8 protein-coding genes are annotated in these 15,397 nt (G+C 35.9%); 3 read left to right on the top strand and 5 right to left on the bottom strand.

Annotated elements, in window-relative coordinates; genetic code table 11:
- Positions 1 to 171: 171 nt before the first annotated feature.
- The 3 genes from IPH11_13420 to IPH11_13410 all read left to right on the top strand — a co-directional run bounded on the left by IPH11_13420 (position 172) and on the right by IPH11_13410 (position 7,146).
- On the top strand, positions 172 to 2,616 hold the full coding sequence (locus tag IPH11_13420; GenBank protein ID MBK6914591.1) for a discoidin domain-containing protein: 2,445 nt from the start codon (positions 172 to 174) through the stop codon (positions 2,614 to 2,616).
- A gap of 957 nt (positions 2,617 to 3,573) precedes the next feature.
- Positions 3,574 to 4,914, top strand: coding sequence for a T9SS type A sorting domain-containing protein (locus IPH11_13415; GenBank protein MBK6914590.1), 1,341 nt, complete (start codon positions 3,574 to 3,576; stop codon positions 4,912 to 4,914).
- A 372-nt stretch (positions 4,915 to 5,286) separates the two neighbouring features.
- Positions 5,287 to 7,146 carry a VCBS repeat-containing protein gene (locus tag IPH11_13410; protein ID MBK6914589.1) on the top strand — a complete coding sequence of 620 codons (1,860 nt, stop codon included), beginning with the start codon at positions 5,287 to 5,289 and terminating at the stop codon, positions 7,144 to 7,146.
- Between the two features lie 112 nt (positions 7,147 to 7,258).
- On the opposite strand, the gene IPH11_13405 is transcribed toward IPH11_13410, so the two are convergent.
- From IPH11_13405 to IPH11_13385, 5 genes are all read right to left on the bottom strand, one after another.
- Positions 7,259 to 8,428 carry a SpoIIE family protein phosphatase gene (locus IPH11_13405; protein MBK6914588.1) on the bottom strand — a complete coding sequence of 390 codons (1,170 nt, stop codon included), beginning with the start codon at positions 8,426 to 8,428 and terminating at the stop codon, positions 7,259 to 7,261.
- Positions 8,429 to 8,440: 12 nt separating this feature from the next.
- Entirely contained in the window at positions 8,441 to 8,818 is a 378-nt protein-coding gene (locus IPH11_13400; protein ID MBK6914587.1) for a response regulator, read from the bottom strand.
- 82 nt (positions 8,819 to 8,900) lie between these two features.
- Positions 8,901 to 10,646: a GHKL domain-containing protein gene (locus tag IPH11_13395; GenBank protein MBK6914586.1), complete on the bottom strand. Its 1,746-nt coding sequence runs from the start codon at positions 10,644 to 10,646 to the stop codon at positions 8,901 to 8,903.
- Complete coding sequence (locus IPH11_13390) at positions 10,643 to 12,856, bottom strand: hypothetical protein (protein ID MBK6914585.1); 2,214 nt, start codon at positions 12,854 to 12,856, stop codon at positions 10,643 to 10,645. Before IPH11_13390 ends, IPH11_13395 begins: the two co-directional genes overlap by 4 nt.
- Before the next feature lie 17 nt (positions 12,857 to 12,873).
- Positions 12,874 to 14,739 carry a hypothetical protein gene (locus tag IPH11_13385; protein ID MBK6914584.1) on the bottom strand — a complete coding sequence of 622 codons (1,866 nt, stop codon included), beginning with the start codon at positions 14,737 to 14,739 and terminating at the stop codon, positions 12,874 to 12,876.
- Positions 14,740 to 15,397 lie beyond the last annotated feature (658 nt).

The raw sequence follows: 15,397 nt of genomic DNA, 5'->3' as shown, positions 1-15,397 counted from the left end.
TAAAAAAAATCTCTACCTGTAGATATTACTAAAAAATTTTTCTTACTTAAGAAAAAAGGAAGAAAAACAAACAATATTTTTTGCATGATTTTTGTGGTTTAACCGAACTACTTTTCTTTCTCCAAGTGGAGAAATGACTAAGTCCTTTTTATAAAAAACTAAGGATACACTATGCTAAATATTTATGTTTTTCTTACTGTGCTTCTTGTAGCTTTGTATCCAATAAAATCAGCTACTCATTATGTTTCTTCTTCGTCCGGTTCCGATTCAAACGATGGAAGTCTTACCCACCCTTACAAAACATTAACCCATGTCACGTGGTTATCTGCTCACGATAGAATAAATCCGGGGGACTCAATTCTATTCAAACGCGGCGATACATGGGTAGGTGAGGGACTAATACTGAGTGCACCGTATGGAACTCCCCTTGATCCGATTGTTTTAGGGTCATACGGCAGCGGTGATAAGCCGGTATTTGATGGAACTGGCGCTGTACTTGACGTTGGGATAAATCTGAAGTGTGCTCATTACATAATTAAAAATATTGAAATAAAATATTTTGAGCACTATGGAATATACGCTCACTTGAATTCTCAATATGATGTGATTGACTTAACCATAGATGATGTTTATGTCCATAATATTGGCGATAAAGATCACAGTCGCGGTATAATAATTACTGGATCCGACTGGAAGATCTTGAACTCAACTATTGATTCGAATTTTAACGATGGCATCAACGGATTTGGCATCAACTTCGAAATTGCCTTTAATAATATTACCAACAATGGTCTGGGTCCAATCGGTGATGGAATTCAATTAACTGAAGGTTCGGGAGATTATTGGGTTCACGATAATTATTTCACGAGCAATAATCACATCAAGGGGATTTTTACGTCGAACTCTACCGGACTTGATAATGCAGGCATTTTTGAAAAAAATATTTGCATCGGCGGAGGATGGGGTGCAAGGGTTGGCGGTCAAGGTGGAATTGTTAGATTTAATTATTTTCAGGATTCGTGGACTTATGACGAATCGGGCGGGATGGGTATTCAGTTTTCCGGCTTGAATAATATCGCTTATGCTAATATTATTTACAATTGTGAAAAAGGTATCTCAGTCTCAAATAATGAAAACACTGGCGCAAGTGCTGAAATTTATAATAACACAGTTGTCAATGCATCTGTAAAGGCATTAGATTTTCAAGGTGTTAATGATTTTCCAATTACAGTGATTTGTAAAAACAATCTTTTCTATCAGTTTAATATCGCGGTTCTATTAGCAAGCGGCTCAACTATTATTGAATCTAATAACAACTTGTTTTATCCTGAATCATCGCTGATGTTTTCAACAAGTTTTGGAGATTATGATAATCTTCAGGAATGGAAAGACGCAACCGGGTTTGATATAAATTCAATCTCCGCAGATCCGTTGTTGACTGATGTTGCAAATATGAATTTTGAATTAATGTATAATTCTCCCGCCATAGATATTGGGAAAATACTTTCTTCTCCTGCTAATATGGATTACGACGGAACATTGAGACCTCAGGGTCTAAGCTTTGATCTCGGAGCTTGTGAATTTTATGATAATATTCAACCTGAAGTCTTAAGAGCTTTTTTACACGATGCCACAACTCTTGTGATGGCTTTCTCTGAAAAAGTCGATGAGATAACTGCAGAAGATATTTCTAATTATTCTATTAATAATGGAATTACTGTTACTTCTGCATGGCTGCTTCCCAGCGGTAAAAAAGTAAAACTAACAACCTCCCCGCATTCAACTAATAAAACTTATACATTAACCGTTAACGGTGTGACAGATCTATTTGGAAATTCTGTTTCACAACTAAATAATTTCACTTCCTACGATCTTCAGCTTGTTCCCGAAAATTTGGAGAAGCTGGAAATCAGTGAAGTAACCGCCTCAACTTTTCAGGAACCAGATCACTCACCTGAAAAATCTCTTGACGGATTTGGTTATCTCTCTGGCAACCCCGATTCCCGATGGACCGGCAGTTCACTTAATGAATGGATTCTTTTTGATTTTGGATCAGTAGAGTTAATCAGTCTGATCAGAATTGAATTTTACAAATGGGATGAGAACTGTATCTATGATTATTCGCTTTTCGTTTCCGAAGATTCTACCTCATGGCAGGAAATAGTTTCTTCCGATCAGTCTTCAATTGATGAATGGACAAACATTTCCCTTGATAATGTGTCATCGAGATTTATTAAAGTTGTATTTCACGATGCTGATTTATCTACTGAAGCCGGCATTTGGGAAATTGAAGCATGGGGTGAACAATCCACAACTTCGGCTGAAGATTTTACGGAGGATATTAACTTTGAATTATTACAGAATTATCCTAATCCGTTTAACCCATCCACTAATATAAAATATTCGATCCCTTCAAAGGAGTTTGTAAGTCTTAAGGTATTTAATATTTTAGGTAAGGAGGTGGCAGAACTTGTTAACAGCGAACAGACTGAAGGAATTTATAATGTTACTTTTGATGGAAGTGAACTTAGCAGCGGCGTTTATATTTATAAACTTCAAGCCGGCAGTTTTACATCCACACACAAAATGCTGTTGATTAAATCATTTTTCCCGTAGTGTAGTTTCTATATAAAAAGTCCCGCTTTGTTGGCGGGGCTTTTTTGTTAGGAAATTTTTTTCTTTCAGACAACAATTGAAACCGCATCCGATTCTCAACCTACCGAAGCATTGCCTATAAATTAATCAGCTAAATAGTCTCGTTGCCCCGGCATTGCAGTTAAATTTGGACGATCATCAATGTGAGATATCTGAATAACTTTTGCAAGGAATGTAAATTTCGTTCCAGTTCCGCGCTGCTAATTAAAATATTTATTCAAATTCCATAAAAATTAGTAAATGATAAAGAAGCAGGTATATTATAACGAAAAAAATTTTCGTATGATGTCATCTGAGATACGGAAGATACCATCTGGGATACGGAAGATACCATCTGCGGTATGGAAGATGTCATCTGGGGTACGTAAGATGTCATCTGGGGTATGGAAGATGTCATCTGCGGTACGTAAGATGTCATCTGGGGTACGTAAGATGTTATCTAGGGTACGTAAGATGTTATCTGGGGTACGTAAGATGTTATCTGGGGTACGTAAGATGTTATCTGGGGTACGTAAGATGTCATCTGGGGTACGTAAGATGTCATCTGCGGTACGTAAGATACCATCTTATGTGCGAATTTTGACGATTTTTCAACTTATTGATGATATTTACATGAAATAATTGCCCATTAGAAAGGATGTAAGTAAATTTTACTTAGAATTGAGTTTATATCAGAAAGATTTCAATACAAATGAGTGGATATTTTTATGAACAGACCCAATTTTTAGAATTCCTGATGCTGCCATGACCAAGCTTATACATTTACCTCAACAATGGTGGAGGGAAATAAAAAGCAAATTATTTTAATAAAATTATTAACAACCATTCATGAGGGTGGGGTGGTTTATGGATAAAATTTAATCCCGGCACTTTCAGTATCGTTCTATCCCAATATTTTGGATTATCTGGTTAAAATAAATGGGAATATATTTGTTCGTATCTTTTCTATGGTTAATATTATTTTTTTTGATGAAAAATCTATTTTCTGAAACTCTGGTTATTATCCTAGTACTAAATTTCTTTGTACTTGTTCCAAGATCAAATGCGCAGAATTGCAGTCAAAGCTTTGTTGGTTTTCCTCCAATTAATGACTTAGGTCCTGGAACTTGGAGAGGATTGCAGGGGGGGCTTTACCCCGAAGGGCAAAATATACCACCGATTGATCATTACAATTCCGGAATTGATATTGCAAACCATATCGTTCCGCTTGATGTAGCTGGACAGCCGGATAGTATAAATGGTGAGATTGTATTTCTATCTATTGGAATGTCAAATACCAAGCAGGAATTTTCCAAGCTCAAGGTGTTTATTGATACTTTAAAGAACAAGAATCATTATCTTAAAGTAATAAACGGCGCTCAGCCGGGCTGGGTCTTAAATGAAATAGTAAACCTGGATACGACGTATTGGTTCAACTTAAATGAGGATTTAATATCACATGGATTAACGAGCAGCCAGGTTCAAGTGATTTGGTTAAAAGAAACGGAGGCTTATCCAATAAAAAACGCTCCGGATACATCCTTTCAAGCCTATGTAGATTACCTGAAAGATGAATTTAAAATTGCAATTCATATTATTACAGCAAAGTTTCCAAATGCACGGCTCTGTTATTTGGCAAGCAGAGTTTACGGTGGATATAATATAACCGAGAAAACTCCCGAACCTTTTGCTTACTATCAGGGCTGGGCTGTTAAGCATCTTATTGATGATCAAATTTCCGGCGATACTGCACTTGTATATTCTGAACCCGATCCAAGAAGTCCCTGGCTTTTATGGGGAACCTACTTATGGGCTGATGGTGCCACTCCCCGAAGCGACGGGCTTACCTGGATATGCCCTGAAGATTATAAAGATGGAGTACACCTTTCCGATCCTGTCGGACAGGAGAAAGCTGCTATGCTTGTACTAAATTTCTTATTAGGTGAAAAGACAGCTCAGCCCTGGCTATTAAATAACTCATTGACTGATATTTCGACTGGTGAGACAATCATTCCGGGAGAGTTTTCACTCGAACAGAATTATCCCAATCCATTTAATCCAATTACAACAATTGAATTTACTATTCCGCAGTCATCGAATGTAAGATTGAAAGTTTATAATCTGCTTGGACAGGAAGTAAGAGCACTTGTAAATGGGGTTAAGGAAGCCGGCACACACAAAATAAATTTTGATGCAAAAGAATTAAACAGCGGAATGTTCATTTACAAACTTGAAGCAGGTTCATTAACTCAAGTCAGAAAGATGTTGCTATTAAAGTGACGGTATCATTTTAACAGAGAATCCTGTGGGAACCCTTTTGAAATAACTGTATTCATTTCTATTCTTATTTTCTTAGGGACATAGAAACAACTCTCCCCCTTTTTTGATCTACCAATTAGAAAACATTGTTCTTGATTGTATCTTTTAATTTATTTATTATATTTTTGGAAACACGTTAGATATTTATCATTACTTCACTTTCTGTTTATAAATTATAAATGAGATAACATTTAACTTTTGTACTAATTTTCAGTCATAACAATTTATGGAGAGATTTTTATAAGTGTTTTTAAATATTTCAAAAATTAAGGAAGTACTTACTTGGTAGGTGACAAAACTTCAATTGATTCTAAAATTAAACTGGAGGTAAGGATGCCGCAGTGCATTTACAAATTAATATTGGTTTGTTTTTCACTAACATTACTATCATGTTTGATTACAGCTCAAACATATTCACAACGTTATATTTTGATCAGAGGTGATGAAAATCCATTTGAGCTAATAGGAGATCGAGATACTCCCCGGATTACTTTTGCTGATTTGGATAATGATGGTGATAAAGATGCCTTAATCGGATTTAAAGAAGGTCAACTGAGATATTTTGAAAATATAGGAAGTGTAACACAACCCAATTTCGTTGAAAAAACAGGTAATGAAAATCCATTTGATGGATTCAATCTTGGTTCATACTTATATCCTGAATTTGTCGATATAGATAATGATATGGATTTGGATGTATTTATCGGGAACGAAATGGATAAAATTAAATACTTGAAGAATGTTGGTAATTCCAACATCCCTGAATTTATTATTATCAATGATGATGAAAATCCTTTTTTTTACTTGAACTTCTTGCAAAGATCAACCCCAGAATTTGTTGATATTGATAGTGATGGCGATTATGATGTTTTCTGCGGTGAAATATTTCCAGGTGTCAGATACTACGAAAACACTGGAACTCCGGCACAACCCGAATATCTTGATTGGGGTTATCCATATATTTTTATAACTGAGTATAATACTAATATTGATTTTGTTGATATTGATAAAGATGGTGATTACGATGCTTTTATCGGAGCCGGTCACAACAATGGCGTTTTATATTATAAAAATATAGGGTCGGTGTTTTTTCCAAAGTTTGTGAATATCATAGGAAATGCAAACCCATTGAATGAAATTTTAGTCGATAATTGGACTGCTCCAGAATTCGTTGACATTGATGGAGATAACGATGACGATTGTTTTGTGGGGTATTTAAGTGATATAAGATATTATAAAAATATTTCTCCAACTATTATTTCTTATTATCCACCCGATGACAGTATTGATATTATTCGAAACTCTGATCTTACAATGCTGTTTGATGACACGATTAATGTTAACATCGGGAAAATATATTTGAAAATTAAAAGTGATGACAGTGTAATAGAAGAAATTGACGTCCAGAGTAGTGAGGTAACCGGTTCGGGAACCACCTTCATTATTATCAATCCTATAAAAGATCTTCCGGCAAATACAGAAATCTATGTTCAAATAGATTCGGGTGCATTTCAAGCGCCTGAAGGAATTAATTATTCCGGTTTTTCTGGCAGCGAATATTGGAATTTTAGTACAAATGACATAGTCCCGGTAGAACTGACAACCTTCACAGCAACAGCAGAGCGAAATGCAGTTTCGCTAAACTGGCAGACAGCTACGGAGACAAATAACAGCGGGTTTGAGATAGAAAGAAAACAAGTCGGCAGTCCTCAGTCTTCAGTCGGCAATCAGGACTGGAATCAAATTGCTTTCGTTCCTGGTTTTGGTACTACTACTGAACCAAAGAGTTACTCATTCACTGATGAAAATCTCTCTTCTGGAAAATATCAATACAGATTAAAACAAATTGATTTTGATGGAACGTTTGAATATTCAAACACAGTTGAAGTGGAAATAAATTCACCAACAGAATTTTCTCTTGGACAGAACTACCCCAACCCCTTTAACCCAACAACTAGAATAAAATATACCATCCCCTCTGTCACCCTGAGCTTGTCGAAGGGTGACATATTGGTTTCGTTAAAAGTGTTTGATGTTTTGGGAAATGAAATCGCCACACTTGTAAACGAACCACAGCGCCCCGGCAGTTATGAAGTTGAGTTTAATTCTGCTAAACTTTCCAGCGGAGTGTATTACTACCAAATAAAAAGTGGGAATTTTTTGGATACGAAAAAAATGGTTTTGATTAGGTAACCGTTTAATGGTATAATGGTATCGAATTCCGCCGAGATCATTGTGCCGGATGGGAAAGGCAATCCCCCGTTCGGCACCTCGCGGGATTCATTGTTTTTTACTTCTAAAAAATTTATTGCCTCAAATACTTTAATGCAAGACAAGTTATATCATCCGATTGCGCTGCACCTTCTGTAAATATTTTAACATCTTCAAAAACATGCTCCACAAGTTCAGTTGCGCTTAATATATTTTTGTTTGATAAAAATTCTGAGAGTCGTTTGACATCATACTCATCTTCCGCTTTGTTGAATGCTTCGGTTATGCCATCGGTATAAAAAAATAGACTTTCACCTGGCTGCAACATTATTACATTTGATTGATACTCAACGTCTTTCATCGCCCCTAACAGAAGTCCGCCAACATTATCAAGCTGGCGAACTACTCCGTCCTTTGAAATTAGATAAGGTGGATTATGCCCGCCGTTGCAATACTCAAAAGCACCGCTGCGTGTATCAAGCACTCCATAAAATACTGTAACAAACATATTTGATGGGCTGTCATCTACAAGAATATTATTAACCTCGGCTAAAATATTATCGGCTGGCATTCCTTTATATGCTGTTGCTTTTAATAATGTTTTACAAACAGCCATAAGCAATGCCGCTGCAATTCCTTTACCGGATACATCACCAATTACTATTGCTAATCTATATTTATCAATTAGGGAAAAATCATAAAGATCGCCGCCGACTTCTTTAGCTGCAAGCATTTTAGCATAGATATCAAATTCTTTTCTGTCAGGGAAGGGAGGAAAAGTTTTAGGAAGGATTGAAGATTGAATAACAGTTGCAATATCAAGTTCCTGCTTAAATGCAATTAATTTATCCCTGCTCATTTGAGCTTGTTTATAATGTTCTATTTCTTTTAATGATTTTTCAATTGTTATTTCAAGATCATTTAAGTTGATTGGCTTGGTAATAAAATCATACGCCCCCCTGTTCATTGCGGTCCTAATATTCTCCATATCACCATAAGCAGAAACGATAACTGACCTTAACATTCTGTTATTCAGTTCATTTATTTTTGTCAGCAGAGTCAGTCCATCCATTACGGGCATATTTATATCTGTTAGTATTAGACAAATTGTTTCGTCATTTAAAATTTTTTCTAATGCTTCTGCACCATTCATTGCAAATTGAAATTCATATTCCTTAGCTTTAATCTTGCTACGAAATTTTTGAACTATAAGCTGCTGCAGATCCGGTTCATCATCAACTACTAAAATATTTGACTGATTCATTTTTAATTTCCTTTAATCTGTGCCTGTAAAACTTAGCTTTGCTTTAAGTAAATCGAACTGTAACGGTTTAGTAAAGTAATCCTCAGCGCCTAATTGTTTTGCCGCATTAAAATTTTGTTCATCGCCGTATGCAGTAATCACAACCACTTTTAATTCAGGATAAAGTGATTTGATTTCCTTCAGAAGCTCAAGCCCGGTCATTTCAGGCATATTTAAATCTGTTACAATAAAATAGTCGCTAAGATTTTCTATTGATTCAAGCATCTTCAGTGCTGAGTGCCCATTGTAGGCGTAACTGATTTGCAATTCGCCTGTTTTTATTTCCTTTCGGAATTTTTGTTGAAATAAATATTGCACATCGCTTTCATCATCTACAACTAATAGTTTCATTTTTTCCCTCGTTGGATATTTTTAATATTAAAAATTTTTAGTGTATCCATTTATTTTTATGATCTTACATTTCTGAATAAAATTATTGTTTAGGAATTGTTATAATAAATTCCGTGAACTTTCCTTCTTCACTTACAAATTTAAATTCACCTTTATGTTCTTTAACGATAATATCATAGCTGATTGATAAGCCAAGACCGGTTCCATCGCCTGCGGGCTTTGTTGTGAAGAATGGATCAAAAATATTTTTCCTTACAGAATCCGGGATTCCGCTGCCATTATCACGAATGCGTATTTCTACACTTTCATTAAAATTCTTTGTCGATACTTTTAATACAGGCGCAAAGTCAGCTCCACTTTTACGTTTCTTGTCGTTAGCTGCGTAACAGGCGTTGTTAATTACATTTAAAAATACTCTACTTATATCCTGCGGAATGATATTTATCTTTCCAATTGTTGAGTCATATTCTTTTTCGATTGTAATGTTAAATTCTTTATCCTGAGCTCGTAAGCCGTGGTAAGCAAGATTTACATATTGATCGAGCAGTTCATTTAAATTTGTAAGTGACTTATCTCCCGCGCTTCCTCTTGAATGAAGCAGCATTCCTTTTACAATTGAATCAGCACGTTTGCCATGTTGATTTATTTTTTCAAGATTTTGAGTTAGGTCTTCAATCAGTTCAAAAATTTCGTCGCTGTTTTTTTTCTGTAATTCGGTTTTAAGTTCTTCAAGCAATTCACGACTCACTTCGGAAAAATTATTTACAAAGTTCAGCGGATTTTTTATTTCGTGTGCAATGCCTGCAGTTAATGCACCAAGCGATGCAAGTTTCTGCTGTGTTACAAGCTGTTCTTGCGTTTTAAGAATTTCTTCATTTTTTTCTTGCAAAGTTTTTATTGCCTGCGCTTTTGATATTGCAGAAACAGCGTGTTCACGAAATCTGTTTAATAATCTTGCGGCTGAAAGATCAAAAGGATTTTTATCCGAGAAACTATCAAAGACAACATACGCTTCTGTAATATTTTCCTTTTCAACTGCCATTACGAGCATTGAGTTGGGTTTACTCAACTGAGATAATTTTTCATCTCCGTATAAAAATGAAGTTCTGTTAAGTATGTAAATACCTTTTTCAACTTCTTCTGAATTGCTGGTATAGCGTTGTTTTAATTCCTCACTGCTGAATGAAATATTTTTAAGAGCAGTAATTTTATAACCGGCAGTGAATGCAACTTTGAAAAGATCATCTTTATTATCCCGCAAAAAAACAGCAGCCATTTCAGCCTGCGGAATGATATTCATTGTCTGCGTCAGCAAAGAATTGAATAAGCTTTCAAGATCTGCAGCTTGATTAATTACTTTCACTAATCTATCAACTGTTTCAAGTTCTGCGGCTTGATTTTTTACCAACTCGGCTTCTCGAAGCTGAGCTTTATTCCGTTCTTGTTTTACAACCCGCCGGCGCATAATTCTGTCAACCATAAAAATTGCAATAACTAAAAGCAACCCATAGCCGGCAAAGGCAAAATTAGAACGCCACCAGGGCGGGGTAATAATAATTTTTAGTGCTGTACCTTCCTTGTTCCAAATTCCATTGTTGTTTGAACCTCTGACAAATAAAGTATATTCGCCCGGATCAAGATTTGTGAAAGTAACTTCGCGCTTTGTACCAAGCTCGATCCAGTTATCGTTGTATCCTTCTAATTTATATGAATAATTATTGCGGGAGGAATTAAGAAAATTTAAAGCTGAAAATTCAAAACTGAGAATATTATCTCTGTATGAAATCTGTATTTCCTTTTTTTCAGAAATACCTTTTTCATCTATCATTTTTTAAGATCAACATTATAGCGCTGGAATGATGATATAACAATTGAAGGCTTATACCGATTAATGTCGATCTCCGCCGGATTAAATGCCACCACCCCGCCGATTCCGCCAAAATAAAGTTTACCTTCGCGTTTACTTTTAAAGTGAACGTCTTCGAATTTAACAGTTTGCAATCCATCAGAAATATCGAAATTAAGAAATGCATTGTTCTGCAGATTAAATTTTGACAGCCCGTTAGATGTCCCTATCCAAAGGAAGCCATTCTCGTCCTGAAGAATTCCTCGGACAACATCATTAGCCAGACCTTGCCCCTGTCGAAAATGAATAAATTTTACAGCGTCATTTTTCATTTTGGGAGGGGTGAATTTATTAAGACCGCCTCCAAAAGTACCGAGCCACAATGTACCATTCTTGTCAATAAAAATAGTTCTAATATCGTTGCTGCTCAGGCTATTCGGGTCTTTCGGGTTATGCTTATAATTTTCAAATTTTGGTTTATTTAAAGAACCATCCGTATTGATGGAATAGTCATAGATCAACTGATTTAAACCACCGTCAGAAGTTCCTATCCAAATGTGTCCATCGGGACTTTCAGCGATGCTCATAATCCGGTTATCACTAATACTGTTCGGATCGTTTTTATCGTACTTGTAATGAAGGAAGCTGACCGAATTATCTTTTGGAGAAGTAACTAATTTGTTCAACCCCCCGTTCCAGCTTCCTAACCACAACGCACCTTTGGAATCAGAAAATATTTTTATTATCTCGCCGCTGCTAATGCTATTTATATTTTTCGGATCGTGCTTGTAATGAGTAATTGAATTGTCGGCAGGATTAAATTTATCAAGTCCAGCTTCGGTGCCAATCCAGATCATTTCATTTTTATCCTGATATAAACTGTAAACAATATCTGAACTGATTGAGGAGCTGCTTCCGCTGCTATTGTAATGAGCGTATTTTTTTTCATTCGGGTCGTATTTATCTAACCCTAATTCAGTACCAATCCAAATATTTCCTTTATTGTCTTCAAGAACACTAAGTACATTATCATTAACTAAGGAATTTTTATCGAATACATTGTTATGAAAGTTGATAAATTTTTTTGAGCTTGTATTGTTTATATAAAGTCCATTAGTATTGGTTCCAATCCACATAAGACCGGATTTGTCTTCAAAAAAATTAGTGATATTTGGTGCATCAATTCCCAGCGGATTTGAAGGATCAAAATTAAAATGTTCAAACTGCCCGGATGTTTTCGCGTCTTTGCCGGGCTTGAAAGTGTAAATACCCTTTGCGTAAGTTCCCAACCAGTATTGCCCTGCGCTATCAAAAAAAATAGATTGAACTTCCGACAAAGGAATATTTTTATTCAGGTCTGCGTAAGGATAATCGAAAATAAATTTTTCGGATTTTGTATCAAACCAAATAACTCCATTGTAGTAATCTGAAATCCAGAGCAAACCGGGATGAAGATTATCTTCCAAAACAAATTCGAGCTGGTTGTTATTATTATTGAATTCCGATCGGAACTCGGTAAACTCAAATTTCCCATTGATTTCACTCAGTTTATTCAGGGTTCCGTCAATAGCTCCAAACCATATACTTCCCGATTGATCTTCTGTAATGCTCAGAATTCCTGTTCCGCCTATGCTTTTCGGGTTAGAAGAATCATTTAAAAAATTGATGAACTTTAAACTATTATCATTAGCTGTCTTTGAATTTTCCTCCTCAATTAAAGCTACGCCGCCATTTCTGATTCCAACCCAAATGCGCTGCTTGCTGTCTTCAAAAAGCGAAAGTATCTGATCACCGGAAATACTTTTGCTGTCATTCGGATTATGCACATAATTTGTAAAAGATTCTTCTCCTCTGTTGAACAAACTAAGACCGCCGCCAAAGGTTCCTATCCACAACCTTCCTTTATGATCTTCAAGTAAGCATCCTATTTTATTAGTAATTAAACTAGCAGAGTCGCCGTCAATATGTTTATACACTTTAAAATTATAACCATCATATCTATTCAATCCATCCCAGGTACCAATCCACATAAATCCTTTTGTATCCTGAAGCAAATCCCTTATCATATTTTGTGAAAGTCCTTGCTCAATGTCTAGATTTTTAAATCTTATACTATGGCTTTGTGCTGAAAGTCTGATAAATGAAAGAGCAACTAACAGTATTACTAAGTATTTCTCAATTCGAATATTCATATGTCGCTCAACATCCTTCAGGTACGGGGTATTGTGATAATGCATTCTGTAAACTCATTTTCTTTTGTGTCAAATATTATTTCTCCGTTGTGAACTTTTGTAATAATGTCATAGCTTAAAGATAAACCTAAACCGGTTCCTTCACCGGCTGGTTTTGTAGTAAAGAATGGATTGAAGATATTATTCTTTATTGATTGCGGAATTCCATTCCCGTTATCGCGAATTCTAATTTCAACTTTGTCCGGTAAATTCTTAGTTGATACTTTAAGAATTGGCGCAAAATCATTTTCACTCTTTTTCTTCTTTTCATTCGCCGCATAAAATCCGTTGTTAACTATATTTAAAAATACTCTGCTAATATCCTGCGGAACAACATTTATTTTTTCTAAAGTTTCATCATAATCTTTTTCGATTGTGATGTTAAAATCTTTATCCTGTGCTCTTAAACCATGATAAGCAAGATTCACATACTGGTCAAGAAGATCATTTAAATTTGTTAGAGATTTTTCGCCTGCACTTCCTCTTGAATGGAGCAGCATTCCTTTTACAATTGAATCAGTGCGCCTGCCATGTTGATTTATCTTTTCAAGATTATGTTTTATATCTTCTGCAATAGCTATGGCTTCGTCTTTATTATCATTCTGCAATTCTATTTTCATCTCTTCTAATAATTCACTGCTTATTTCAGAAAAATTATTCACAAAGTTTAGTGGATTTTTTATTTCGTGCGCAATGCCTGCAGTAAGCTGACCGAGACTTGCAAGTTTTTCTGCTTGAACAAGCTGTGCCTGTGCAGATTTTAATTCTGTCAAAGTTACTTCAACTCGGTTTTTAGCATCTTCGAGGTTTTTAAAATCTTCATATCGTGAATATGCAATCGAAAATGCTTCGGCTAAAGTTTTTACCAAACCGAGCTTATCATCTGTAAGAGGAGAAACATCACCAACATAAAGCATTCCCTGAGCAAATGGAATAAAGTGCAAATCAAGAGTTTCCGGTGGAGTTGATGAACCCTGGTAAGTTTCAGATTTCTTAACTTGTCCCAACTCTATCATTGAATTTGTCCAATTAATAAATTCCTTTTTGGTCCAGTGTTCTTTAAAAACTTGTTTATTCCTCCAGTGATAAACCGTGTTACTTGTAAGTTCATTCGCATCAAAAGATAGATTTAATGCAGCTAATGATTTTCCATCAGGTGTTGTTAAATAAACGTGGACATATTCTTTAACTTCATCAACAATAAAAACACCGCAGCGGATAAATGGAACTTCGAGATTTTTCAATTCACGCCAGATAATTGGAGTGATGTGATTAAGGTCTTCTGATGTTCTCATAGATGCAATTTCTGCACGAATTCTATCCAGCGAGGCTTGCTTTTTAACTTCACGCGCTTGAGTTTCTGCAATAACCATATCAGTATAACGTTTGTAGGCAAATGCGAATACATTTCTAAATCGTTTCAACACTATCTTTTGTTCATCACTCAACAAGCCGAAATTAGAAATTCCAATTGCACCGTTTCCAAAAGAGTAGAGGTTATAGGTTAGTTGTTCAATTTGCCGGAGCCGCGGATCTTCATTTTCGCCGTTTCTTAATCTCATATCAATTAGATACTGTAATTCCTGTCCCTCAAGAATTAACTCAAAAAAAGCATCACTACTGGACTCAATCTGACGTACTTGTTTTTCAATAATCGGATCATCCTGATATGACATAAGAGTAACGGTTCTTCCCATATCGTGCGAGTAATCGTAATCCAGGAAGGTCTCATTGTTATCGTTATGAATATCAATGATAGCGTTTCGAATATTACTAAAACCAAGTTCAATCAATTGTTCATATAAAGCCTGAACTATATCCAGCATTTCATCAGACTTCTTCATGGTAAGAGCAACCGTTCTCACCTTTTCGAGAGATGCTTCAATCTTTGCTTCTCTTGCCTGAGCTTCTGCTTTTTGAAGATCGAGGAAACGGGTGTAGGTCTGCTCAAATACTTTGGCGAAGCGTTTGAAAATATCATACGCTTCAACTACCTGTTGGAGGGAAATGAACATCAGGTAGCCTTGGGTGAAAAATGCACAATGCATTATTTGATATGGAGGAACCGAACCCCCCGATTCTGCCAGCTGATCTAATATTTTTTTAAAAATAGGAATGGAGGCCATATATTCGTAGTGCTTTTTAACTTCATCGCCGGCCTGTTCTTCCACAAATAATGATTCTCCTTTTTCTGCAGCCTCGTATATGCGAAGAAAAATATCTTCTGAGCTTGATGTTTTGAAGGGTGGTTGAAAACGCTGCATCCCACTCATCCAGGCCGTCGCTTCTTTTTTGTCCTCATCCCAGATATTAAAGCCACATCCCATAATATTTACACCGAGCGATTCTATCTGCTGAAACATCAATGCAGCAGCATCCTGTAATTCCTCGCTTCGCTGCATCCCTATTGTCCTGCTACGTACTTTTTCCATTGCCGCTTCAATTTGTGCTTCCCTTGCCTGTGCTTCGGCTTTTTGCAGATCGAGAAAACGGGTAAAGGCA

This window comes from Ignavibacteriales bacterium, assembly GCA_016709155.1.
In the GTDB taxonomy this organism is placed as follows: Bacteria; Bacteroidota; Ignavibacteria; order Ignavibacteriales; family Ignavibacteriaceae; genus JADJEI01.
This window is presented reverse-complemented; position numbering and strand designations above follow the sequence as displayed.